The sequence below is a fragment of the Conexibacter sp. CPCC 205762 genome, from assembly GCF_030646155.1.
Classification (GTDB): Bacteria; Actinomycetota; Thermoleophilia; order Solirubrobacterales; family Solirubrobacteraceae; genus Conexibacter.
In genome coordinates this window covers 1-22,914 of sequence record NZ_JAUTDN010000033.1, presented here as the reverse complement: position 1 = coordinate 22,914, position 22,914 = coordinate 1, and the positions used below count along the sequence as shown (strand labels likewise).

19 protein-coding genes are annotated in these 22,914 nt (G+C 71.5%); 16 read left to right on the top strand and 3 right to left on the bottom strand.

The genetic code is table 11. The annotated features are described in order from the left end of the window. The 6 genes from nth to clpB all read left to right on the top strand — a co-directional run bounded on the left by nth (window position 1) and on the right by clpB (window position 7,556). Window positions 1-726 (top strand): endonuclease III, encoded by a 726-nt coding sequence (nth, locus tag Q7L73_RS20990; RefSeq protein ID WP_304691712.1) that lies wholly within the window; start codon window positions 1-3, stop codon window positions 724-726. Window positions 727-793: 67 nt separating this feature from the next. After that, complete coding sequence (gene dnaK / locus Q7L73_RS20985; RefSeq protein WP_304691713.1) at window positions 794-2,719, top strand: molecular chaperone DnaK; 1,926 nt, start codon at window positions 794-796, stop codon at window positions 2,717-2,719. After that, window positions 2,716-3,333, top strand: coding sequence for a nucleotide exchange factor GrpE (locus Q7L73_RS20980; protein ID WP_304691714.1), 618 nt, complete (start codon window positions 2,716-2,718; stop codon window positions 3,331-3,333). Before dnaK ends, Q7L73_RS20980 begins: the two co-directional genes overlap by 4 nt. A gap of 12 nt (window positions 3,334-3,345) precedes the next feature. Further along, entirely contained in the window at window positions 3,346-4,488 is a 1,143-nt protein-coding gene (gene dnaJ / locus Q7L73_RS20975; RefSeq protein WP_304691715.1) for a molecular chaperone DnaJ, read from the top strand. After that, entirely contained in the window at window positions 4,488-4,949 is a 462-nt protein-coding gene (locus Q7L73_RS20970) for a heat shock protein transcriptional repressor HspR (RefSeq protein WP_304691716.1), read from the top strand. Before dnaJ ends, Q7L73_RS20970 begins: the two co-directional genes overlap by 1 nt. A gap of 48 nt (window positions 4,950-4,997) precedes the next feature. Further along, window positions 4,998-7,556, top strand: a complete 2,559-nt coding sequence (clpB, locus tag Q7L73_RS20965; RefSeq protein WP_304691717.1) for an ATP-dependent chaperone ClpB — start codon at window positions 4,998-5,000, stop codon at window positions 7,554-7,556. Window positions 7,557-7,559: 3 nt separating this feature from the next. Here the strand turns inward: clpB and Q7L73_RS20960 are convergent, their stop codons facing one another. Then, window positions 7,560-8,264 carry a hypothetical protein gene (locus Q7L73_RS20960; protein WP_304691718.1) on the bottom strand — a complete coding sequence of 235 codons (705 nt, stop codon included), beginning with the start codon at window positions 8,262-8,264 and terminating at the stop codon, window positions 7,560-7,562. 142 nt (window positions 8,265-8,406) lie between these two features. Here Q7L73_RS20960 and Q7L73_RS20955 point away from each other — a divergent pair, with 142 nt between their 5' ends. From Q7L73_RS20955 to purE, 3 genes are read left to right on the top strand one after another with little or no spacing between them, the layout of a single operon-like run. Next, window positions 8,407-8,688, top strand: a complete 282-nt coding sequence (locus Q7L73_RS20955; RefSeq protein ID WP_304691719.1) for a GYD domain-containing protein — start codon at window positions 8,407-8,409, stop codon at window positions 8,686-8,688. Window positions 8,689-8,727: 39 nt separating this feature from the next. Continuing rightward, window positions 8,728-9,999, top strand: a complete 1,272-nt coding sequence (gene purD / locus Q7L73_RS20950; RefSeq protein ID WP_304691720.1) for a phosphoribosylamine--glycine ligase — start codon at window positions 8,728-8,730, stop codon at window positions 9,997-9,999. A 13-nt stretch (window positions 10,000-10,012) separates the two neighbouring features. After that, a complete protein-coding gene (purE, locus tag Q7L73_RS20945; protein ID WP_304691721.1) occupies window positions 10,013-10,492 on the top strand; it encodes a 5-(carboxyamino)imidazole ribonucleotide mutase in 480 nt (159 codons plus the stop codon). A 48-nt stretch (window positions 10,493-10,540) separates the two neighbouring features. Here purE and Q7L73_RS20940 read toward each other — a convergent pair whose 3' ends face one another. Then, the gene (locus Q7L73_RS20940) at window positions 10,541-12,319 is read right to left on the bottom strand and encodes a PKD domain-containing protein (RefSeq protein ID WP_304691722.1); all 1,779 of its coding nucleotides are present in this window, start codon (window positions 12,317-12,319) and stop codon (window positions 10,541-10,543) included. A gap of 153 nt (window positions 12,320-12,472) precedes the next feature. Beyond that, window positions 12,473-14,227, bottom strand: coding sequence for a hypothetical protein (locus tag Q7L73_RS20935; protein WP_304691723.1), 1,755 nt, complete (start codon window positions 14,225-14,227; stop codon window positions 12,473-12,475). A 135-nt stretch (window positions 14,228-14,362) separates the two neighbouring features. On the opposite strand from Q7L73_RS20935, the gene purB reads away from it, so the two are divergent. The 7 genes from purB to Q7L73_RS20900 form a co-directional block, all read left to right on the top strand. Then, the gene (gene purB, locus Q7L73_RS20930; protein WP_304691724.1) at window positions 14,363-15,640 is read left to right on the top strand and encodes an adenylosuccinate lyase; all 1,278 of its coding nucleotides are present in this window, start codon (window positions 14,363-14,365) and stop codon (window positions 15,638-15,640) included. A gap of 51 nt (window positions 15,641-15,691) precedes the next feature. Beyond that, the gene (locus tag Q7L73_RS20925) at window positions 15,692-16,573 is read left to right on the top strand and encodes a phosphoribosylaminoimidazolesuccinocarboxamide synthase (RefSeq protein WP_304691725.1); all 882 of its coding nucleotides are present in this window, start codon (window positions 15,692-15,694) and stop codon (window positions 16,571-16,573) included. 2 nt (window positions 16,574-16,575) lie between these two features. Continuing rightward, the gene (purS, locus tag Q7L73_RS20920) at window positions 16,576-16,830 is read left to right on the top strand and encodes a phosphoribosylformylglycinamidine synthase subunit PurS (protein ID WP_304691730.1); all 255 of its coding nucleotides are present in this window, start codon (window positions 16,576-16,578) and stop codon (window positions 16,828-16,830) included. Window positions 16,831-16,834: 4 nt separating this feature from the next. Beyond that, entirely contained in the window at window positions 16,835-17,506 is a 672-nt protein-coding gene (gene purQ, locus Q7L73_RS20915; protein ID WP_304691726.1) for a phosphoribosylformylglycinamidine synthase subunit PurQ, read from the top strand. Then, complete coding sequence (gene purL, locus Q7L73_RS20910; protein WP_304691727.1) at window positions 17,499-19,742, top strand: phosphoribosylformylglycinamidine synthase subunit PurL; 2,244 nt, start codon at window positions 17,499-17,501, stop codon at window positions 19,740-19,742. Before purQ ends, purL begins: the two co-directional genes overlap by 8 nt. Before the next feature lie 202 nt (window positions 19,743-19,944). Further along, window positions 19,945-21,336, top strand: a complete 1,392-nt coding sequence (purF, locus tag Q7L73_RS20905) for an amidophosphoribosyltransferase (RefSeq protein ID WP_304691728.1) — start codon at window positions 19,945-19,947, stop codon at window positions 21,334-21,336. A gap of 18 nt (window positions 21,337-21,354) precedes the next feature. Then, the coding region (locus tag Q7L73_RS20900) for an ATP-dependent DNA helicase RecQ (RefSeq protein ID WP_304715633.1) at window positions 21,355-22,914 on the top strand (1,560 nt) is incomplete at its 3' end.

Genomic DNA, 22,914 nt, shown 5'->3' with positions numbered 1-22,914 from the left:
ATGGCGCGCAAGACCGACGCCGAGGGCGAGGCGCTCGTCACGATCCCGAAGGGCGAATGGAGATCGCCGGCGCGCCGCAGGGTCGCCGCGATCCGCGACAAGCTGCGGACCGTCTATGGGATCCCGATCATGCCGCCGCACGAGCAGCCGCTCGACGAGCTGGTGCTGACGGTCCTGTCGCAGTCGACCAACGATCGCAACCGCGACATCGCCTACGAGCGGCTGCGCGAGCGCTTCGACGGCTGGCAGGCGGTGATGGAGGCGCCCAACGCCGCCGTCGAGGAGGCGATCCGCCCCGGCGGCATCTCGAAGGTCAAGTCGAAGCGGATCCAGGAGATCCTGCGCGCGATCGACGCGACGCCGGAGGGGAGCGGGCTCGACCTCTCGTTCCTGCGCGACGCGAGCGTGCCGGAGGGGCAGCGCTACCTGTGCGCGCTGCCGGGCGTCGGGCGCAAGACGGCGGCGTGCGTGCTGCTGTTCGCCTACGGCCTGCGCGACGTGCCGGTCGACACGCACGTCTCGCGCGTCGGGATGCGGCTGCGGCTGCTGCGGCCGGGCGCGCCGTTCGAGGAGCTGCACGACGAGATGCTCGACCTCTCGCCGAGAGGCCAGGAGCTGGAGTTCCACGTCAATCTGCTGCGTCATGGCCGCCGCACCTGTCATGCGCGCAGACCTGACTGCGCCATCTGCGTGCTGAGACGGATCTGTCCCAGTCGCCGCGGCTGAGATCTTCTATACTCGCGCTTAGATTTTTTCCTCTCGTATCCCGCAGCACCACGAAGGAGCTCCATTCATGGGCAAGACGATCGGCATCGACCTCGGCACGACCAATTCCTGTATGGCCGTCCTCGAGGGTGGCGAGCCGACCGTGATCGAGAACGCCGAGGGCGGCCGCACCACGCCGTCCGTCGTCGCCTTCACGCAGGGCGGCGAGCGGCTCGTCGGCACGGTCGCGAAGCGCCAGGCAGTCACCAACCCGACGAACACCGTCTTCTCGATCAAGCGCTTCATGGGCCGCAAGGAGGCCGAGGTGCGCGAGGAGGAGGCGATCGTCCCGTACAAGGTCGTCGCCGGTCCCGGTGGCGACGCCCGCGTCGAGGCCGACGGCAAGCAGTACTCGCCGCCGGAGGTCTCCGCGATGATCCTCCAGAAGCTGAAGGCGGACGCCGAGGCCTACCTCGGCGAGACGGTCGACGGCGCGGTCATCACCGTCCCGGCCTACTTCAACGACGACCAGCGTCAGGCGACGCAGGACGCCGGCAAGATCGCCGGCCTCGAGGTCAAGCGCATCATCAACGAGCCGACCGCCGCGTCGCTCGCCTACGGCCTCGACAAGGAGACCGACCAGACGATCCTCGTCTTCGACCTCGGCGGCGGCACCTTCGACGTGTCCGTGCTGGAGATCGGCGACGGCGTCTTCGAGGTCAAGTCGACCGCGGGCGACAACCACCTCGGCGGCGACAACTTCGACAAGGCGATCGTCGACTGGCTCGTCGCCGAGTTCAAGAAGGACCAGGCGATCGACCTGGCCGCCGACCCGATGGCGCTGCAGCGGCTCTACGAGGCCGCCGAGAAGGCGAAGATCGAGCTCTCCACCACGCAGGAGTCGCAGATCAACCTGCCGTTCATCACGGCCGACGCCTCGGGCCCCAAGCACCTCGACACGCGCCTCTCGCGCGCCAAGCTCGGCGAGCTGACGGCCGACCTGCTCGACCGCACCGTCGTGCCGGTCCGCCAGGCGCTCGACGACGCCAAGGACAAGGGCGCCAAGACGATCGACCACGTCGTGATGGTCGGCGGCATGACGCGCATGCCGGCCGTCCAGGAGAAGGTCAAGGAGCTGACCGGCAAGGACCCGCACCGCGGCGTCAACCCGGACGAGGTCGTCGCGCTCGGCGCCGCGATCCAGGCCGGCGTGCTGGCCGGCGACGTCAAGGACGTCCTGCTGCTCGACGTCACCCCGCTCACGCTCGGCATCGAGACCAAGGGCGGCGTGATGACGAAGCTGATCGAGCGCAACACGACGATCCCGACGCGCAAGTCGGAGGTCTTCTCGACCGCCGAGGACAACCAGCCCTCCGTCGAGATCCACGTGCTCCAGGGCGAGCGCGAGATGGCGCAGTACAACAAGTCGCTCGGCAAGTTCCAGCTGACCGGCATCCCGCCGGCGCCGCGCGGCGTGCCGCAGGTCGAGGTCGCCTTCGACATCGACGCCAACGGCATCCTGTCGGTGTCGGCGAAGGACCTCGGCACCGGCAAGGAGCAGAAGATCGAGATCAAGGCGGGCTCGGGCCTGTCCGACGACGAGATCAAGCAGATGGTCGGCGACGCCGAGGCGCACGCGGACGAGGACAAGAAGCAGCGCGAGCTGGCCGAGGCGCGCAACAACGGCGAGAACGCGGCCTACCAGGCCGAGCGCCAGCTGAGAGACCTCGGCGACGGCGTCGACGCCTCCTCCAGAGAGGAGATCGAGGCGGCGATCAGAGCCGTGCGCGAGGCGCTCGCGTCCGAGGACCCGGCCGAGATCAACGCCAAGACCGAGGCGCTCCAGTCGGCCTTCCACAAGGTCTCCGAGGCGATGTACCAGAGAGCGCAGGAGCAGCAGGCGGCCGGCGGCGCCGACGGCGCGGCGCCGGAGGACAACGGCCCGGTCGGCCAGGACAACAGCTCCGACGACGAGGACGTCGTCGACGCCGAGGTCGTGGACGAGGGCAGATGACGATGGGCTCCGAGCACGAGCAGCCGCGTGAGGAGGTGACCGCCGAGGAGGCGGTCACCGACGCGCACGAGTACAACGACGGCGTCCACGGCACGTCCGCCGAGGACGAGGCGCACGCGGCCGGCAGCGAAGTCCAGCAGGACCTCGACGAGCTGGTCGCGAAGGCGGCGAAGGCCGACGAGTACCTGGCGCTGGCGCAGCGCACGCAGGCGGACTTCGAGAACTTCCGCAAGCGGATGGGGCGCGACGTCGCGGTCGCGCAGGAGCGCGGCATCGGCAAGCTCGCGAAGGAGCTGCTGCCGGCGCTCGACAACCTCGACCGCGCGCTCGCCGCGGCCGAGGCCCCCGGCGCCGAGGGCGGCGCGCCGCAGCCCGAGCACCACCTCACCTCCGGCATCAAGCTCGTCCACGACGAGCTGCTGGCCGCGCTCTCGCGCGCGGGCATCGAGCGCTTCTCGCCGGCCGGCGAGAAGTTCGACCCGATGGAGCACGAGGCGATGGTGCAGCAGCCGGTCGAGGGCGCCGAGTCCGGCACCGTCGTCGAGGTCTACCAGTCGGGCTACAAGCTCGGCGGGACCGTCCTGCGCCCGGCGCGCGTCGTCGTGGCGGCCTAGGAACCACCCGCGATGGCCGCCACGAAGCCCGACCTCTACAAGATCCTCGGCGTCGGCAGAAACGCCACCGACGAGGAGATCAAGAAGGCGTACCGCAGACTTGCGCGCAGATTCCACCCCGACACCAACCAGGGGGACGCGCAGGCCGAGGAGCGCTTCAAGGAGGTCTCGGCCGCCTACGACGTGCTCTCGGACCCGGAGAAGCGCAGAGCGTACGACCGCGGCACCGGGCCGTTCGCGCCCGGCGGCCCGGCCGGCGGGAACTTCGACCCGAGCGCCTTCGGCGGCAGCTTCAGCGACATCCTCTCGAACCTGTTCGGCGGCGGCGCCGGCGCCGGCCGGGCCTCCGGCGGCGCCGGGCAGCGCACCGCCCGCCCGCGCGCCCAGCGCGGGCGGGACCTCGAGACGGAGGTGTCGCTGAGCTTCGAGGAGGCGGTCGAGGGGACGCAGACGTCGCTCGCGGTGCCGACCGCGACGACCTGCGAGACCTGCCACGGCTCCGGCGCCAGACCCGGCACCTCGCCGACGATCTGCCCCGTCTGCCACGGCCGCGGGGTCGAGCAGCAGGGGCAGGGCGTCTTCTCGATCTCGAAGCCGTGCCACCGCTGCGGCGGCTCCGGCTCGATCATCGAGGACCCCTGCGCGACCTGCGGCGGCTCCGGCGCGCGGCGGACGATCAAGCGCCTGAAGGTCAACATCCCGGCCGGCGTCCGCGACGGCAGCAGGGTCCGCATCGCCGGCAAGGGCGAGGTCGGCATGAACGGCGGCGAGCCGGGCGATCTGTTCGTCGTCACGCGCGTCTCCGACTCGCCGATATTCAGACACCTCGGCGACCGCGTCGAGGTCGAGGTGCCGCTGACGGTCGCGGAGGCGCTGCGCGGCGCGACCGTCGAGGTGCCGACGCTGAACGGCTCGAAGAAGCTGCGCGTCGCGCCGGGCACCAGACACGGCACGCTGCAGCGGCTCAGAGGCGAGGGCGCGCCGAAGCTCGGCGGCAGGAGAGGCGAGAGAGGCGACATCCACTACCGCTTCGTGATCGAGCTGCCGAGAGAGCTGACGCGCGAGCAGCAGAAGGCCGTCGACGAGCTGGCGAAGGTGTTCGACGGCAACCCGCGCGCCCGCCTCTTCCGCGGCCGCACGGAGGCGCGAGCCTGATGGGCGGCGGCGGCCGGCGGATACGCACGACGACGCGGATCGAGGTCAGCGACGACCGCGGCGTCTTCATGATCTCGGTCGCCGCCGAGCTGGCCGAGATGCACCCGCAGACGCTGCGGATGTACGAGCAGCGCGGGCTGATCCAGCCGAAGCGCTCGCCGAAGGGCACCCGCCTCTACTCGCACAAGGACGTCGAGCGGCTGCGCAGGATCCAGGAGATGACGGCCGAGCTGGGGATGAACCTGGCCGGCGTCGAGCGCGTCTTCGAGCTGGAGGAGCAGCTGGAGGCGGCGAGCACGAAGGTGCGCCGGCTGGAGCGCCGCGCGCGCGAGCTGCAGACCGAGGTCGAGCGGCTCGAGGAGCTGCGGCGGGAGCTGCGCGCCGAGATCGTGCCCTACGTCCGCGGCGGCGCGCTGGTGCCGGTCAGAAAGCCTTTGCCGCGCGACGACGACGCGGTATGATCTAAGTCACTTCGACTTAGATCTCAATTTCCCTGGAGGAACCGCCGCATGCAGCTCGACCGCTTCACGATCAAGTCCCAGGAGGCGATCCAGGCCGCGCTGCGGCTGGCCGAGGAGCGGCGCAACCCGCAGGCGACGCCCGAGCACCTGCTGTCGGTGCTGCTGACGCAGCCCGAGTCGATCGTGCCGGCCGTCCTGCGCAAGGTCGGCGCCGATCCGGCCGCCGTCCGCAACGAGCTGAACGCCGCGCTCGACGGCCTGCCGAGAATGACCGGTCCCAGCGGCGGCTCCGGCCCCTCGACCGAGCTGGGCCAGGTGCTGCGCGCCTCCGAGCACGAGATGCGCCAGCTCGACGACGAGTACGTCTCGACCGAGCACCTGCTGCTGTCGCTCTCGGGCCACAACTCGAAGGCCGGCGAGATCCTGCGCGCCGCCGGCGCCACGCACGACAACCTCGACAGAGCGATCAGAGAGGTGCGCGGCCCGCACCGCGTCACCGACGCCGCGCCCGAGGACAAGTACCAGGCGCTGGAGAAGTACGGCCGCGACCTGACCGAGGCCGCCTCGCTCGGCCAGCTCGACCCCGTGATCGGGCGCGACACCGAGATCCGCCGCGTCATACAGGTGCTCTCGCGCCGCACCAAGAACAACCCGGTGCTGATCGGCGAGCCGGGCGTCGGCAAGACCGCGATCGCCGAGGGCCTCGCCCAGCGGATCCTCTCCGGCGACGTGCCCGAGTCGCTGCGCGACCGCAGAGTCGTCTCGCTCGACATCGGCGCGCTGATCGCCGGCGCGAAGTACCGCGGCGAGTTCGAGGACCGGCTGAAGGCCGTCCTGAAGGAGGTCCAGGAGGCCAACGGCCAGATCATCCTCTTCATCGACGAGCTGCACACGATCGTCGGCGCGGGCGCCGGCGAGGGCGCGGTCGACGCCGCCAACCTGCTGAAGCCGATGCTCGCGCGCGGCGAGCTGCGCGCCGTCGGCGCGACGACGCTCGACGAGTACCGCAAGCACATCGAGAAGGACCCGGCGCTGGAGCGCCGCTTCCAGCCGGTCTTCGTCGGCGAGCCGTCGGTGCAGGACACGATCGCGATCCTGCGCGGCCTGAAGGAGCGCTACGAGGTCCATCACGGCGTCGACATCCAGGACTCGGCGATCATCGCGGCGGCGACGCTCTCGCACCGCTACATCGCCGACCGCTTCCTGCCCGACAAGGCGATCGACCTGATCGACGAGGCGGCCTCGCGGCTGCGGATCGAGATCGACTCCAAGCCGACCGAGATCGACGAGATCGACCGCCGCATCCTGCAGCTGCAGATCGAGCTGCGCGCGCTGGAGAAGGAGACCGACGACGCCTCCGTCACGCGCCGTCAGGCGATCGAGCGCGAGATCGCCGAGCTGCAGGAGCGCTCGGCCGGCATGACCGCCCAGTGGCAGCGCGAGAAGGACGCGATCGGCGCCGTCACGGTCGTGCGCGAGCGGATCGAGCAGGCGAAGCTGGAGCTCGACAAGGCGACCCGCGCCTCCGACCTGCAGCGCGCCGCCGAGCTGCGCTACGGCGAGATCCCCGCGCTGGAGAGACAGCTCGCCGAGGCCGAGGAGCGCGAGCGCAGCGACCACGCCGACGAGCCCGCTGCCCAGTTCCTGAAGGAGAAGGTCGACGCCGAGGACGTCGCCGAGGTCGTCGGCGCGTGGACCGGGATCCCCGTCGCGCGCCTGCTGGAGGGCGAGGTCGAGAAGCTCGTGCAGATGGAGGAGCGCCTCCACCAGCGCGTGATCGGCCAGGAGGAGGCGGTCGAGGCGGTCGCCAACGCGCTGCGGCGCTCGCGCGCCGGCCTGCAGGACCCGGACCGGCCGATCGGCACCTTCCTCTTCCTCGGCCCGACCGGCGTCGGCAAGACCGAGCTGGCGCGCGCGCTCGCCGAGTTCATGTTCGACTCGCAGGAGGCGATGATCCGGCTCGACATGTCCGAGTACATGGAGAGACACGCCGTCTCGCGGCTGATCGGCGCGCCTCCCGGCTACGTCGGCTACGAGGAGGGCGGCCAGCTGACCGAGGCGGTCCGCCGCCGGCCCTACGCGGTCGTGCTGCTGGACGAGGTCGAGAAGGCCCACCCGGACGTCTTCAACGCGCTGCTGCAGGTGATGGACGACGGCCGCCTGACCGACGGCCAGGGCCGCACGGTCGACTTCAAGAACGTCGTGCTGATCATGACCTCGAACATCCCCGGCGGCCGCAGCGGCGCCGAAGGCCACTTCAAGCCCGAGTTCATCAACCGGCTGGACGACATCGTCGAGTTCGCGCCGCTGTCGCGCGACCAGCTCGGCGCGGTCGTCGACATCCAGGTCGAGAGACTGGTCAAGCGGGTGCGCGAGCGCGACATCGACGTGCAGCTGACCGCGGAGGCGCGGACGCTGCTGGGCAACCTCGGCTACGACCCGACCTACGGCGCGCGGCCGCTCAAGCGCGTGATCCAGAAGAGGCTCGTCGACAGACTGGCGCTGGCGCTGCTGCAGGGCGAGTTCGTCGCCGGCGACCTGGTCGAGGTCGACGCGGTCGACGGCGAGCTGGTCTTCACGCGCGCCGCGCGGCCGGTCGCCGCGTAGCGCCTAGCCTCTGCGTCTCGATCTTCTTCTCGACGCCGGTCTTCTGACCTGGAAGGCGATCGAGACGCGCGGCTTCGTCGTGACCGCGTATCTGCTCGACGTGTCGACCTGGAAGGTCCACAGGCCGAACTCGTACTTGAACGGGAAGAGCGCGATCGCGCCCGTCTTGAGCGCGCCGCAGACGTCGTCGGTCGTGCCGATCCGCAGCGTCTTCTTGAGCTTCCCGTTCGGGCGGATGTAGTGGACGTAGACGCCCCGGTGGGCGCCCATGCCGAGCACCCGCCAGCGCACGCGCAGCGTCGCCGGATTGCCCGACTGGGGCGAGAAGCCGGCCGTCAGCGGCGACATCACGAAGGTCGTGGAGGCGACGTTGGGGCCGTCGGTGACCGACAGCGACAGCTCCTTCGTGCCGTTGGTGCCCTTGTAGATCGGCGCCGTGAATCTCGCGCGGATCCGGCCCTTGCCGTCGGTTCTGCCCGAGCCGATCTGGCGCGTGCCGGCCAGCTTCGCGGTCCAGGTCGTGTCCGGCTTGAAGCCGGTGCCCAGCAGCGAGCCCTGCTCGTTGCTGAGATAGCAGCCGGGATCGAGCGCGATCGTCGCTCTGGCGGCGGCATCGGCGGCGCCGAAGGCGAGCGCGGCGGCGGCGAACAGCGCGGCCGCGCTGGCGAGCGCGGCCGCGCGGCGGGGACGGGCGGTGCGGGACGGCATCGTGGCCACCATGATCCCGCAAACCCGCCGCGGAGGCAGGTGTTGCGGTCGTCGCGTTGGCGCGAAGGCCGCTCGTGGGATAGAAACCAGGACAGAGATGTTGCCGTACCCCGACCTGGATTCGAATCGACGGGAGGCCGCCATGCCGACGTACGTCATGCTGTCGAAGCTCACGCCCGAGGGCACGCAGACGATCAAGAACAACCCGCAGCGCATCCGCGAGATCAACAAGGAGGTCGAGCAGCTCGGCGCGAGAGTGCTCGCGCAGTGGGCCACGCTCGGCCGCTTCGACTTCGTCAACGTCGTCGAGGCGCCTGACGAGAAGACGATCGCGCGCGTCTCGCTCGAGCTCGGCTCGCGCGGGACCGTCCAGTACGAGACGCTCAGCGCGATCCCGATCGACGATTTCATCTCAGCGCTGTAGCGCGTAGAACCCGCAACCCGCATCGACGAAAGCAGTCCTGTGCCGAAGAAGGTCCTGGTCATCGGCGGCGGCGGCCGCGAGCACGCGATCGTGCGCGCGCTCGCCCGCTCGCCGCAGTCCCCCGAGCTGCTGTGCGCGCCCGGCAACGCCGGCATCGCCGCTGACGCGCGGCTGCTGCCGATCGGCGTCGGCGAGATCGACGCGCTCGTCGCCGCCGCGCGCGATGAGCAGGTCGACCTCGTCGTCGTCGGCCCCGAGGCGCCGCTCGTCGACGGCCTCGTCGACGCGCTGGAGGCGGCCGGGATCGTCGCCTTCGGGCCGCGTGCCGCGGGCGCGCGGCTGGAGGGCTCGAAGGCCTTTTCGAAGGAGGTGATGGAGGCGGCCGGCGTGCCGACCGCCGCCCACGCCGTCGTCACGACCGTCGAGCAGGGGATGGCGGCCGTCACGCGCTATCCCGTCGTCGTCAAGGCCGACGGCCTCGCCGCCGGCAAGGGCGTGATCATCGCCCAGGACGAGCGCGAGGCGCGCGAGGCGCTGCACGCCTTCCTCGTCGAGCATCGCCACGGCACCGAGCAGGTCGTCGTCGAGGAGCACCTCGTCGGCGACGAGCTGTCGCTGCTGGCGCTGTGCGACGGCGAGCGCGCGGTGCCGATGGCGCCGGCGCAGGACTACAAGCGGATCTTCGACGGCGACGCGGGGCCGAACACCGGCGGGATGGGCTCCTACTCGCCCGTGCCGGGGATCGACGCCGCGCGCGTCACGGAGCTGTCGGCGCTCGTCCACCAGCCGATCGTCGACGAGCTGGCGCGGCGCGGGACGCCCTTCCACGGCGTCCTCTACGCCGGCCTGATGATGACCCCGGACGGCGTCAGAGTGCTGGAGTACAACACCCGCTTCGGCGACCCGGAGACGCAGGCGGTGCTGCCGCGGCTGCGCAACGACCTGCTGGAGCTGGCGGAGCGCGCCGGTGCGCCAGGTGGGCTGGCGGGCGTCGAGCTGGAGTTCGCCGACGAGACCGCCGTCACGCTCGTGCTGGCGAGCGCCGGCTACCCCGAGTCCCCCCGCAGCGGCGACGCGATCGCCGGTCTGGACGCGGTTCCCGCGGGGATCGAGGTGACGCACGCCGGCACCAGACGCGGCGACGACGGCGCGATCATGACCGCCGGCGGGCGCGTCCTCAACGTGACCGCGCTCGGCGCCGGGGCAGCCGCCGCGCGCGCCGCCGCCTATGCTGCGGCTGACCTGATCGACTTCGACGGCCGTCAGCTGCGGCGGGACATCGCCCTGCGCGCCGTCACCGACAACGACTGAGAAGAGCAGCTAGATGAGCGAAGAGCTTTCCGCCGTCCCCGCCACCGAGACCGCCCAGGTCGCCGCGCTCGAGCAGGAGCTCGCGATCGAAGGCGTCCTCGTCGGCATCGTGATGGGCTCCGAGAGCGACATGCCGATGATGGAGAAGGCAGCCGCCGAGCTGACCAGACGTGGCATCGCCAACGAGATCCAGGTGATGTCGGCCCACCGCAATCCGGACACCGTCGCCGAGTACGCCAAGACGGCGCAGGCGCGCGGCCTGAAGGTGCTGATCGCCGGCGCCGGCCTCGCCGCCGCGCTGCCGGGCGCGGTCGCCGCCCACACGGAGCTGCCGGTGATCGGCGTCCCGCTGACGAGCAAGACCTCCGTCGGCGGCGGCATCGACGCGCTGCTGGCGATCGCCCAGATGCCGCCCGGCGTCCCGGTCGCCTGCGTCGGCGTCGACAACCCGAAGAACGCGGCCGTGCTGGCCGCGCGCATCATCGGGGCGTAACTCCGCTGCGGCGGGGCGGGGCGCGCTCGGCGCCCCACCCCGCCCGTCTCACTTCGCGATCGCGAAGACGGTGCGGACGCGTTTGCCGATCGCTCTCTTGCCGACGAAGACGCGGACCGTGACGACGTACTTGCCGGTCTTGATCGATCTCTTCAGCCCGACTCTGACGAGCTTCTTGCCGCCTCTCAGGCTCGTCTTCGCCGTCGCGATCCGGCGCGGCTTCTTGCCGGTCGAGCGGATCTCGATCACGAACCGTCGTGGCGTTCTCGCCGAGATCCAGACCGGCACGAAGCGGCCCTTGCCGATCGAGATCTTCTTGTAGGTCGTGATCGCGGCGCCGCCGGTCGTCGTTCTCGTCGCCCCGCCCGCGTTGGGCGGCGTCGGGGTGCCGCTGCCGCCACCGCCTCTGGGCGTCACCGCTCTTCTCGGCGGCGGCGTGCCGGCGGCGGCGCTGACGAGCACGAATCTCGTCGCGGTCGCGACGTTGCCGGCGTTGTCGGCGAAGCTCGCGGTGACGGTGAAGCCGCCCGCCGACGGGAACGTGAAGGTCGCTCCCGGTCCGCTCCCGCCCGGCAGCCCGGTCACCGACCAGGTGGTCGCCGCGGCGTTCAGCCCGGAGCCGCCGTCGTCGGCGGCGACGAGCGAGAACGCGACCGGCTGGCCGGCCGTCGCGGTGCCGGGGCCGGCGATGTAGCCGGTCGGTCTGATCAGGTCCGGCGTCGTGCTGGCGGTGCTCGTCAGCAGCAGTCTGCCGCCGGCGCCGCCGACCGCGCCGTCGGTCCCGTTCGCGAGCGCGACCGCGCGCCAGTCGGTCGTCGCCGCGGCGCCGTCGGCGCCGTTGAAGAAGAAGTCGCGCCCGTTGGTCGAGTGGGCGATGAAGCCGCCGTTGCCGGCCGTCAGCACCGTGCCGCCGCTGAACGCGACGTCGTAGGGGCCCGTGTTCGGCCAGTCGTGCGTCGTGTAGTTGACGAGGTTCATCCAGTGCGACGTGGCGAAGCTGTCCTCGGTGTAGACCGCCGTCGAGTTGCCGTACGGCGACGGCACGACCGACCACATCCGGTTCGGGCTGCCGGGGTCGCCGACGAGCGAGCCGGAGAGCGTGAAGCCGTTCGCGACGCCGCCGGTCGTCGCGAACGGGGTGCTCTGCAGGTTGTCGGTCGACAGCAGCGCCGAGTCCCAGAACGGGATCGCGAGGTAGAACGTGTCCGGATCCGCCGTCACGAACATGTCGGCGAAGCCCTCCGACTCGTTGATCCAGCAGTTGTCTCTGGGGACCGCCACCGGCTTTCTGTTGGCGTCTCTCCAGGTGCCCGTCAGGCCGAGGTTGACGCCGCCGGGAGGCTGCGAGGTCGCGAGCTGGCGTCTCGGGCCGCCGATCCAGACGCGGTCGGGCCCGGCGAAGCGGACGAAGCTGACGTCGCCGAGCGGTTCGGTCGTCGTGCACTTGTTGCCGCTGCCGTCGCCGATGTTGGAGACGGGGATCCCGGTCACTCTCGACCAGTTCGCGCCGCCGTCGGAGGAGCGCAGCACGGTGCCGCCGGCGCCGACCGCGAGGCCGATGTTGCCGCCGCCGGGCTGGAACTCGATGTCTCTGAGCGCCAGACCGCCGGGGTAGACTCTCTCGAAGCCGCTCAGATCGGCTCTGCGTCTCCAGATCTGGCCGCTGGCGGTCGTGAACCAGAAGCGCGTGGCGCTCTGGTACTCGATCGAAGTGATCTCGCTCGTCGTGCCGGAGGGCACCTCTGTCCAGATCCCCGCCGCTGCCGGCGCGGCGCCGCTCAGCAGCGCGCAGGCGACCATCGTGGCGAGCGCTCCCGTCTTGCGCATCCCGTTGCTCCTCGCGTCGTCGACCGTCGTGTCGAACCCGCAGCAGCGTACGCCCAGAAGCCGGTGGATCCAGTGTCACGCGGGTCGCGGATCGGTCTCACCTGCCGGGCGGGGCCGAGCCCGGACGCCGCGCGGCGCCCGGGCTCGCCATCCTCATTTCGCGATCGCGAAGACGGTGCGGACCCGCTTGCCGATCGCTCTCTTGCCGACGAAGACGCGGACCGTGACGACGTACTTGCCGGTCTTGATCGATCTCTTCAGCCCGACTCTGACGAGCTTCTTGCCGCCTCTCAGGCTCGTCTTCGCCGTCGCGATCCGGCGCGGCTTCTTGCCGGTCGAGCGGATCTCGATCACGAACCGTCGTGGCGTTCTCGCCGAGATCCAGACCGGCACGAAGCGGCCCTTGCCGATCGAGATCTTCTTGTAGGTCGTGATCGCGGCGCCGCCGGTCGTCGTTCTCGTCGCGCCGCCGGCGTTGGCCGGGGCCGGCGTGCCGCTGCCGCCGCCTCTTCTGGCCGGCGGCGCCGGCGTCGCGGCGCTGACCGTGACGCCGATCGAGGTCGTCGCGGCGTTGCCGGCGAGGTCCTTGAAGCTGACCGTGATCGAGTGGTAGCCGGTCGTCGTGAAGGCGAACGAGGCGGTCGTGGTGCCGGTCGCGCCCGGCGTGCCGGGGCTGCTCCAGACGATGCTCGCCGGGTCGATCCCGGAGCCGCCCGCGTTGTCGGCGAGCTGCGCGGTGTACGTGCCGGCCTGGCCGGTCGTCAAGGCGGTCGGGCCGCTGATCGTGCCGGTCGGCGCGGTCGTGTCGGGGATCGAGTTCGCCGTCGTGGTGCGGATCAGCACGCCGCCGGCGCCGCCGACCAGCGCGCGCCCGCCGTCGGCGACCGAGACCGAGCGCCAGTTGGTGGTCTCCAGCCCGCCCGTCGCGCGCTGCAGGTAGGCGTTCTTGCCGTCGATCGAGGTGTAGATCTCGCCCGCGTCGCCGACCGCGACGAGCGCGCCGCCGCCGTAGCTGACGCCGTAGAGGCTGAGTCCGATCCCCGTCGGGCTGCCGACGATCTGCATCGTCGAGCTGCTCGTGCCGCCCGAGTCCGACCAGACGAACTGACGCGTGTTGGCGCCGTTGTCGACGACCCAGATGTGGTCCGGGTTGCCGGGGTCGATCGCCATTCTCGGCATGTGCTCGTAGTGGGCGAGCACCTCACCGGTCTTCGTCGCCGGCGTCGCGAGCGCGTCGATCGTGCGGAAGATCTCGCCGAAGTAGTCGTTGACGAAGATGCCGAAGTCGCTGCTGCCGGTGACCGTCGCGACGTCGCTGATCGGGTGCGTGCTGCCGCTGACGCGGCACCACGGCGCGACGCCGATCCAGTTGCGGTCGGTGAAGGTCGGCGTCGTCACCGTCGCGTTGTCGGCGCGCAGCACGATCGGCGCCGTCGTGCTGGTGCCGCCGACGAGCCAGACGGCGTCGTCGCCGGCCCATGCGATCGCGTTGAGGCGCGAGATCGCGACTGGAGTCGCCGTCGACCCGCAGGTGCTTCTGACCTGCGCCGGCAGCGTCACTGCTCTCCACGTCACGCCGGCGTCGACCGAGCGCAGCGCGGTGCCTCCCGAGGTGGTCGCGTAGCCGACCGTGCCGGCGGCGTTGAAGGCGATGTCGGTGATCGAGACGCCGGGCGTGTTCGAGCGGATCTGGAAGGCGCCGGTCGCGTCCGCGCTGGCGATCTGGCCGCCGCTGCTGCCGAGCCACGCCTGCGTGTCGCCGCGGTAGTCGATCGCGGTGATGTCCTGTCTCGTCGGGGACGCGATCTGCGTCCAGCTGGTGGCGGCGGACGCCGACGCGGCCGCGGCGGCGCCAAACGCGACGACGACGGCGACGGCGCACGCGCCGAACCTCGTGAACGTGCTCACGCTTCCCTGCACCTCCGTGGCTTGTTGCTGCCCGACGACCCCATGCCGTCGCGCGACCGCGCGGGAACCTAGCCGTTTGCCGGCGTGAACGCGTTAGAAATCCGTCATTCGGCCAGGGTTGCGATCATCGAGGGCATGATCGCTCGCTACACGCGCCCGGAGCTGGGCGCCCTCTGGACCGACGAAGCCCGCATGACCGCCTGGCGCGACGTCGAGGTGGCGGCGTGCGAGGCGATGGAGGGGCCGACGGCGCAGGAGCTGGAGGCGATCCGCGCCGCGACCTTCACCGTCGCCGCGGTCGACGAGCGCGAGCGGACAACCGACCACGACGTCGCCGCCTTCGTCGACGTGCTGTCGGCCTCGGCCGGGCAGGCCGGCCGCTGGATCCACTACGGCCTGACCTCCTCCGACGTGCTCGACACGGCGCTCGGGCTGCAGCTCAAGCGCGCCGGCGAGATCATCGTCCCGGGCGCGCACAAGCTGGCCGAGACGCTCGCCCGCCGCGCCCGCGAGCACAAGCAGACGCTGACGGTCGGCCGCACCCACGGCGTCCACGCCGAGCCGACGACGTTCGGCATCAAGCTGGCCGGCTTCGCCTTCGAGGCCCACCGCAACGCCGGGCGCCTGGAGCGCGCCTTCGAGCAGGTCGCGGTCGGCGCGATCTCCGGCGCGGTCGGCACCTACGCCGCGACCTCGCCCGGCTTCGAGGCGAGAATCCTCGCGACGCTCGGCCTCGGCGCCGAGCCGGTCTCGACGCAGGTCGTCGCGCGCGACCGCCACGCCGAGCTGCTGCAGGCGATCGCGCTCGCGGGCGCCGGCATGGAGCGGCTCGCGACCGAGATCCGCCACCTGCAGCGGACCGAGGTGCGCGAGGCGGAGGAGCCGTTCCGCAGAGGCCAGAAGGGCTCCTCGGCGATGCCGCACAAGAGAAACCCGATCAAGACCGAGCAGATCACGGGCCTTGCGCGCGTGCTGCGCGGCAACGCCCAGGCGGCGGTCGAGAACGTCGCGCTGTGGCACGAGCGCGACATCTCCCACTCCGCGCCCGAGCGCGTGATCCTGCCCGACTCGACGATCCTGCTCGACTACCTGCAGGCGCGCCTCACGGCCGTGATCGACGGCCTCGTCGTGCACGAGCAGCGGATGCTGGAGAACCTCGAGATCACCTCCGGCGCGCTCTTCTCGCAGCGGCTGCTGCTGGCGCTGATCGAGCAGGTCGAGATGGTCCGCGACGACGCCTACCGGATCGTCCAGCGCACCGCCCAGCAGGCGTGGGACACGCGCACCCCGCTGAAGCAGCTGATCGCTCAGGAGCCCGAGGCCGCCGGCCTCGACCTCGACGCGATCTTCGACTACGGCCACTACGCCCGCCACGCCGACGAGATCGTCGGGCGGCTGGACACGATCCTGTAACGCGCGAACGGGGCGGGCGTGCGTCGTGGGCCGCTGCTAGCATCGGGCCACGTGACCGCCCTCTCTGAGCTGCCCCTCATCGCCAGAGGCAAGGTCCGTGAGATCTACGATCTCGGCGACACGCTGCTGCTTGTCGCCTCGGACCGCATCTCGACGTACGACGTCGTCCATCCGAACACGATCCCGGACAAGGGCAAGGTTCTCACCGCCCTCTCCGTCTTCTGGTTCGAGCGCCTCGGCACGATCCTGCCCAATCACTTCATCTCCGCCACCGACGGTGTGCCGGACGAGGTCCGCGGCCGTGCGCTGGTGGTGAAGAAGCTCAGCATGCTGCCGATCGAGTGCATCGTGCGCGGCTACATCACCGGCTCCGGCTGGAAGGACTACAAGGCGACCGGCAAGGTCTCCGGGCTGGAGCTGCCGGCCGGGCTGGAGGAGTCGCAGCAGCTGCCGCAGCCGCTCTACACGCCGAGCACGAAGGCCGAGGTCGGCCACGACGAGGCGATCGACTTCGAACAGACGGTCGAGCTGCTGGGCGGCGACCGCGCGCTCGCCGAGCAGGTCCGCGACGCCTCGATCGAGCTGTACGCGACCGCCGCCGAGCACGCGCGCGAGCACGGCATCATCCTCGCCGACACGAAGTTCGAGCTGGGCAAGGACGCCGATGGCACGCTCGTCCTCGGCGACGAGGTGCTGACGCCCGACTCGTCGCGCTTCTGGCCGGTCGAGGGCTACGCCGTCGGCAGGGGCCAGCCGAGCTTCGACAAGCAGATCGTGCGCGACTGGGCCTCCGGCAGCGGCTGGGACAAGACGCCGCCCGCGCCGGAGATCCCCGCCGAGGTCGTCGAGCAGACGCGCACGAGATACCTCGAGGCGTACGAGCTGATCACCGGCGAGTCGTTCGACGCCTGGATCGAGAGGACGAAGCCGTGAAGATGCGCGTGCTGGTGCGGCCGAAGGCCGGCATCCTCGATCCGCAGGGCCAGGCCGTCGAGCGGGCGCTGCCCGCGCTCGGTTTCGAGGGCGTCTCGCAGGTCCACGTCGGCCGGCTGGTCGAGCTGGAGGTCGCCGACCCCGCGCAGCTCCCGGCGATGTGCGAGAAGCTGCTCGTCAACCCGCTGATCGAGGACTACGAGATCGTCTCGATCGACGGCGCGCCGGCCGCTTCCGCCGCCGGCGCCGCGGGGTGACGCCGTGAAGTTCGGCGTCCTCCGCTTCCCCGGCACCTGTGACGAGGTCGACGCCCAGCTCGCCTGCGAGCGCGTCGCTGGCGCCGAGATCCTCTGGCACGGCGACCGCGACCTCAAGGGCGTCGACGCGATCGTCGTCCCCGGCGGCTTCTCCTACGGCGACTACCTGCGCGTCGGCGCGATCGCCCGCTTCTCGCCGCTGATGGAGTCGGTGATCGACTTCGCGCGCGAGGGCGGACCCGTGCTCGGCATCTGCAACGGCTTCCAGATCCTCTGCGAGGCCGGCCTGCTGCCCGGCGCGCTGCTGCCGAACAGAACGCTGCGCTTCGTCTGCCGCCAGGTCGACCTGCGCGTCGAGCGCACCGACACGCCGTTCACGAACGCCTGCGAGCAGGGCGAGCTGCTGTCGATCCCGGCCAAGCACACGACCGGCTGCTGGTACGCGCCGAAGCAGCTGCACGAGCAGGTCGAGGCCAACGGCCAGGTGCTGCTGCGCTACGCCGACGGCCAGAACTTCAACGGCTCGCTCGCCGACGTCGCCGGCGTCTGCAACGAGGCCGGCAACGTCTTCGGCCTGATGCCGCACCCCGAGCACGCGGTCGACCCGCTGACCGGCTCGACCGACGGCCTCAAGCTGTTCGCCTCCATCCGCGATTCCCTGGCGGCCCATGTCTGACGCGACCGTCCCCGCGCACCGCGTACTCGGCCTCACCGACGCCGAGTACGACCTGATCCTCGACAAGCTCGGGCGCGAGCCGAACGCCGTCGAGCTGTCGATGTTCTCGCTGATGTGGTCGGAGCATTGCGCCTACAAGCATTCGAAGAAGCTGCTCGGCCAGCTCCCGACCGAGGGCCCGTACCTGCTGATGGGGCCGGGCGAGAACGCCGGCGCCGTCGACGTCGGCGACGGGCTCGCGATCGCCTTCAAGGTCGAGTCGCACAACCACCCGAGCGCGGTCGAGCCGTTCCAGGGCGCCGCGACCGGAGTCGGCGGCATCCTGCGCGACATCTTCGCGGTCGGCGCACGGCCGATCGCGGTGCTCGACTCGCTCCGCTTCGGTGAGCCGACCGGCACCCGCTCCCGCTATCTGCTGGAGCACGCCGTCGGCGGCATCGGCCACTACGGCAACTCGATCGGCGTCCCGACCGTCGGCGGCGAGATCTACTTCGAGCCGGCCTACGAGCAGAACTGCCTCGTCAACGCGATGGCTCTCGGGATCGCCCCGCATGACCGCCTCACGCGCGCGGCGGCGACCGGCCCCGGCAACGTGCTCGTGCTGTTCGGCGCGCTGACCGGCCGCGACGGCATCGGCGGCGCGTCGGTGCTGGCGAGCGCGGAGCTGGACGAGGACGACGCCGACAAGCGCCCGACCGTCCAGATCGGCGACCCGTTCGCGGAGAAGAAGCTGCTGGAGTGCTCGCTGGAGCTGCTCGACAGCGACCTGCTCGTCTCGCTGCAGGACCTCGGCGCGGCCGGCCTCACCTCGTCCTCGTCGGAGATGGCGAGCAAGGGCGGCCTCGGCCTCGACATCCACGTCGACCGCGTGCCGCTGCGCGAGCCCGGCATGGAGCCGTTCGAGATCATGGTCTCGGAGTCGCAGGAGCGGATGCTGTGCGTCGTCGAGCCGTCGAAGGTCGACGCCGTGCTCGCCGTCTGCGAGAAGTGGGAGACGACCGCGACCGCGATCGGCGAGGTGACCGACTCCGGCCACCTGCGCGTGCTGCAGGGCGGCGAGGTCGTCGGCGACATGCCGGTGCCGGCGCTGGTCGACGACTGCCCGCTCTACGACCTCGCGCCGGAGAAGCCCGCGACGCCGACCTACCCGACGGCGCCGCGCGCGCTGAAGGCGGCTGACGACGACCTGCAGGCGACGCTGCCGGAGCTGCTCGGCTCGGCCAACATCGCCTCGCGCAGACCGGTCTTCGAGCAGTACGACTGGATCGTCCAGTCGCGCACGGTGCGGCGGCCGGAGGAGGCCGACGCGGCGGTGCTGACGCTGCCCGACGGCTCCGCGATCGCGGTCTCGATCGACTGCTCCGGGCGCCGTGTCGCGGCCGACCCGTACCGCGGCACGGTCGAGGCGGTCTTCGAGTGCGCGGCCAACCTCGCCTGCACCGGCGCGGAGCCGCTCGGCCTCACCAACTGCCTCAACTTCGGCAACCCGGAGAAGCCGCACGTCGCCTGGCAGCTGACGGAGTCGGTCCGCGGCATGGCCGACGCCTGCCGCGCGCTCGACACGCCGGTCGTCGGCGGCAACGTCTCGCTCTACAACGAGAGCGGCGGCGGCCCGATCTACCCGACGCCGGTCGTCGGCCTCGTCGGCAGACTGCCGGAGGCCGCGCGCGCCGGCCGGCTCGGCTTCGCGCAGGCCGGCGACGCGATCGCGGTGATCCGCGCCGCCTCGCCGTCGCTGCCCGCCTCCGAGCTGGCGAAGCTGCGCGGCGACGCGCTGCCCGACGGGCTGCCGCAGCAGGACACCGGCGCGCTGCGCGCCGCGATCGAACTGGTGCGCGACGCGGTCCGCCGCGGCGACGTGCGCTCGGCCCACGACGTCGCCGAGGGAGGCCTCGCGGTCGCGCTCAGCGAGACGGCGCTGGCCGGCGGGCTCGGCGCCAGCATCGACCTGACGCAGGTCGGCGGCTCCACCTGCCAGTCGAAGCCGCTCGACGAGCAGCTGTTCGGCGAGGCGCCGGGCACGTTCATCGTCTCCGGCTCGCGCGAGCTGCTGGCGTCGCTGAAGGCGCCGAAGGGTGTCGCGCTGGCCGTCAGCATCGTCGGCGAGGTCGGCGGCGACACGCTCTCGATCGCGCACACGGGCGGCACGCTCAGCTGGACGCTCGACGAGCTGCGGACGCCGCGCGAGCGCGGTCTCGGCGACCTGCTCGACGACGCCACGCGTCTGGACGACTGAGCGCGATGCGTGTCCGCTCGCTGGACGGATATTCCGGGAACGGGGTTCCGTCCAGCGGCCGGAGCGCCCGTGCACGTTGCTACCCTCCGTCTGGTCCTGCCGCCCCGGGCAGGTCGCTTTCTCTCTCCAAGCCGGAGGACGGCCCGCCCTCCCCATGACTGATCTGCTCACTGATCGCGATGGACCGCGCGACGAATGTGGCGTGTTCGGGATCTACGCTCCCGGCCACGACGTCGCTCGCTTCTCCTACTTCGCGCTCTACGCCCTCCAGCACCGTGGACAGGAGTCCGCGGGCATCGCCACCACTGACGTGGGCGGCAACATCATGACCCTCCGCGACCTCGGGCTCGTCTCGCAGGTCTTCGACGAGCAGAAGCTGCGCTCGCTGCCGGGGGACCTCGCGATCGGGCACGTGCGCTACTCGACGACCGGCTCCTCCGCCTGGGAGAACGCCCAGCCGGTCTACCGCTCCGACCACCGTGAGCTGGCGCTCGCCCACAACGGCAACCTGATCAACGCCGTCGAGCTGCACAGCGAGCTGCGCCAGAAGGGCGTCGGCTTCCGCTCGACCTCCGACTCGGAGATCATCGCGGCGCTGCTGTCGACCCACCCGGCCGAGCAGCTCGAAGACGCCGTCGCCGAGGTGCTGCCGCGCCTCAGAGGGGCGTTCTCGACCGTCGTGATGACGAACGAGAAGGTCGTCGCCTTCCGCGACCCGCATGCGCTCCGCCCGCTCGTGCTCGGCATGATCGGCGACCGCTACTGCGTCGCCTCCGAGTCGTGCGCGCTCGACATCATCGGCGCGAGACTGCTGCGCGACGTCGAGCCCGGCGAGGTCATCACGATCGACGCGGGCGGCATCTCGACGCGCATGGCCGTCACCGGCGAGCGGCTCGCCTCCTGCGTCTTCGAGTACATCTACTTCGCCCGCCCGGACTCGAAGATGGCCGGCACGACGCTGCAGGGCGCGCGCGGCCGGATGGGCGAGATCCTCGCCCGCGAGGCGCCGGTCGACGCCGACCTCGTGATCTCGGTGCCGGACTCGGGCACCCCCGCCGCGCGCGGCTTCGCGCGCGCCAGCGGGATCCCGCAGGACGACGGCTTCGTCAAGAACCGCTACGTCGCGCGCACCTTCATCCAGCCGGGCCAGGAGCTGCGCAAGCACGGCCTGAGACTGAAGTTCAACCCGATGCCGGAGATCGTCAGCGGCAAGCGGCTGGTCGTCGTCGACGACTCGATCGTGCGCGGCAACACGACCCGGCAGATCGTGCAGATGCTGCGCGAGGCCGGCGCCAAGGAGGTCCACCTCCGCATCACCGCGCCGGCGATCCGCAACCCCTGCTACTACGGGATCGACATGTCGACGCGCGAGGAGATGATCGCGCACGGCAAGGAGAACGAGGAGGAGATCGCCGCCGAGCTGGGGGCGGACTCGCTCCACTACCTGTCGCTCGACGGCGTCTACGAGGCGGTCGGCGCCAGACGCGAGACGCACTGCGACGCCTGCTTCTCCGGCGAGTACCCGCTGGAGGGCACCCCCGGCGCGCAGGACAAGCACGCCTTCGAGCACGGCCTCCCGCTCGCCCGCGCATAGGGCCGCGCGCCTCCACGGATGGACGCCCGCGCCGAGCTGCGCCGCCACTTCGGCTTCGACGACTTCCGGCCGGGGCAGGAGGAGGCGGTGCGGGCGGCGCTGGAGGGCCGTGACGCGCTCGTCGTGATGCCGACCGGCGCCGGCAAGTCGCTCTGCTACCAGCTGCCGGCGCTCGTGCGCGACGACCTGACGCTCGTCGTCTCGCCGCTCGTGTCGCTGATGCAGGATCAGGTGGAGGGGCTGCAGCGGGTCGCGCCCGGCTCGGTCGGGCTGCTGAACTCGCAGCAGTCGATGGCCGACAACCAGGACGTCCTGCGGCGGGCCGTCTCCGGCCGGCTGAAGCTGCTCTACGTCGCGCCCGAGCGGTTCTCCTCGCGCTGGTTCCTCGATCACGTCCAGCGCACCCAGCTCGGCCTCTTCGTCGTCGACGAGGCTCATTGCGTCTCGCAGTGGGGCCACGACTTCCGGCCCGACTACTTCCGCCTCGCCGACGCCGCCCGCTATCTGAGAGCGAGAGCGATCATGGCGCTGACGGCGACAGCCACGCCGCGCGTCGCGCAGGACGTCGTCGACCGCCTCGGGCTCGGCGAGCCGGTCAGGGTGACGACCGGCTTCGACCGCCCCAACCTCTCCTTCGCCGTCGCCCGCTGCGCCTCCAGACAGGACAAGCACCGCCGCGTCGCCGCCGTCCTGCACGACCTCGAGGCGCGCCCGGCGATCGTCTACGCCGGCACGCGCGCCGGCTGCGAGGGGCTGGCGAAGACGCTCGGCCGCGAGCTGGGGCTCGACGTCGCCGTCTACCACGCCGGGCTCGACCGCGAGCGCCGCGCCGCCGTCCAGCGGGCGTTCATGAACGGCGACACGCCGATCGTCGTCGCGACCAACGCCTTCGGCATGGGCGTCGACAAGGCCGACGTCCGCACCGTCGTGCACGAGACGGTCCCGCAGTCGGTCGAGCAGTACTACCAGGAGGCCGGCCGCGCCGGCCGCGACGGCGCGCCGGCCCGCTGCCTGCTGTTCGCCGAGGCGCGCGACAAGGGGCTGCACACCTTCTTCATCCAGCGCGCGGAGGTCGAGGACGCGGCCTTCGGCGCGGTCGCCCGCAGACTGAGACGGCAGGCGGCCGAGAACGGCCGCTACGACGTCGAGCTGGGCGTGCTCGCCGACGTCGCCTCCAGCGACCGCGACGGCGCCCGCGCGATCGTCGGCCATCTCGCGCGCGCGGGAATCGTGCAGCCGGCGCCGTCGCCGCCCGACCGCGTCGTCGGCAGACTGGCCGGCGAGTGGGACCGCAGAGCGCTGCTCGCGTGCAGGGCGTCGGCGGGGGAGGGGCAGAGAGTGCGCTGGCGCCAGTACCGCGCGATCTGGGGCTTCGTCGAGCAGCGCAGATGCCGCCGCGAGGCGCTGCTGCGCCACTTCGGCGACCGCGCCGCGCCGCGCACCGACCCGGGCGTGATCTGCTGCGACGTCTGCGATCCGGCGATCGCGCCGCGGCTGGCGGCCGGCGCGGCCGAGCGGCGGGCGGCGTCGCGCGCCGGGGCGAGCGGCTGGAGCGCGGCGGGCGGCTCCGGCGGCCGG

Coding starts and splice junctions, on each gene's coding strand:
- Q7L73_RS20980 (WP_304691714.1), top strand. CDS start 2,716: ATGACGATGGGCTCCGAGCACGAGCAGCCGCGTGAGGAGGTGACCGCC.
- Q7L73_RS20940 (WP_304691722.1), bottom strand. CDS start 12,319: ATGCGCAAGACGGGAGCGCTCGCCACGATGGTCGCCTGCGCGCTGCTG.
- Q7L73_RS20970 (WP_304691716.1), top strand. CDS start 4,488: ATGGGCGGCGGCGGCCGGCGGATACGCACGACGACGCGGATCGAGGTC.
- purL (WP_304691727.1), top strand. CDS start 17,499: ATGTCTGACGCGACCGTCCCCGCGCACCGCGTACTCGGCCTCACCGAC.
- nth (WP_304691712.1), top strand. CDS start 1: ATGGCGCGCAAGACCGACGCCGAGGGCGAGGCGCTCGTCACGATCCCG.
- dnaJ (WP_304691715.1), top strand. CDS start 3,346: ATGGCCGCCACGAAGCCCGACCTCTACAAGATCCTCGGCGTCGGCAGA.
- purB (WP_304691724.1), top strand. CDS start 14,363: ATGATCGCTCGCTACACGCGCCCGGAGCTGGGCGCCCTCTGGACCGAC.
- purS (WP_304691730.1), top strand. CDS start 16,576: ATGCGCGTGCTGGTGCGGCCGAAGGCCGGCATCCTCGATCCGCAGGGC.
- purE (WP_304691721.1), top strand. CDS start 10,013: ATGAGCGAAGAGCTTTCCGCCGTCCCCGCCACCGAGACCGCCCAGGTC.
- Q7L73_RS20955 (WP_304691719.1), top strand. CDS start 8,407: ATGCCGACGTACGTCATGCTGTCGAAGCTCACGCCCGAGGGCACGCAG.
- dnaK (WP_304691713.1), top strand. CDS start 794: ATGGGCAAGACGATCGGCATCGACCTCGGCACGACCAATTCCTGTATG.
- Q7L73_RS20960 (WP_304691718.1), bottom strand. CDS start 8,264: ATGCCGTCCCGCACCGCCCGTCCCCGCCGCGCGGCCGCGCTCGCCAGC.
- clpB (WP_304691717.1), top strand. CDS start 4,998: ATGCAGCTCGACCGCTTCACGATCAAGTCCCAGGAGGCGATCCAGGCC.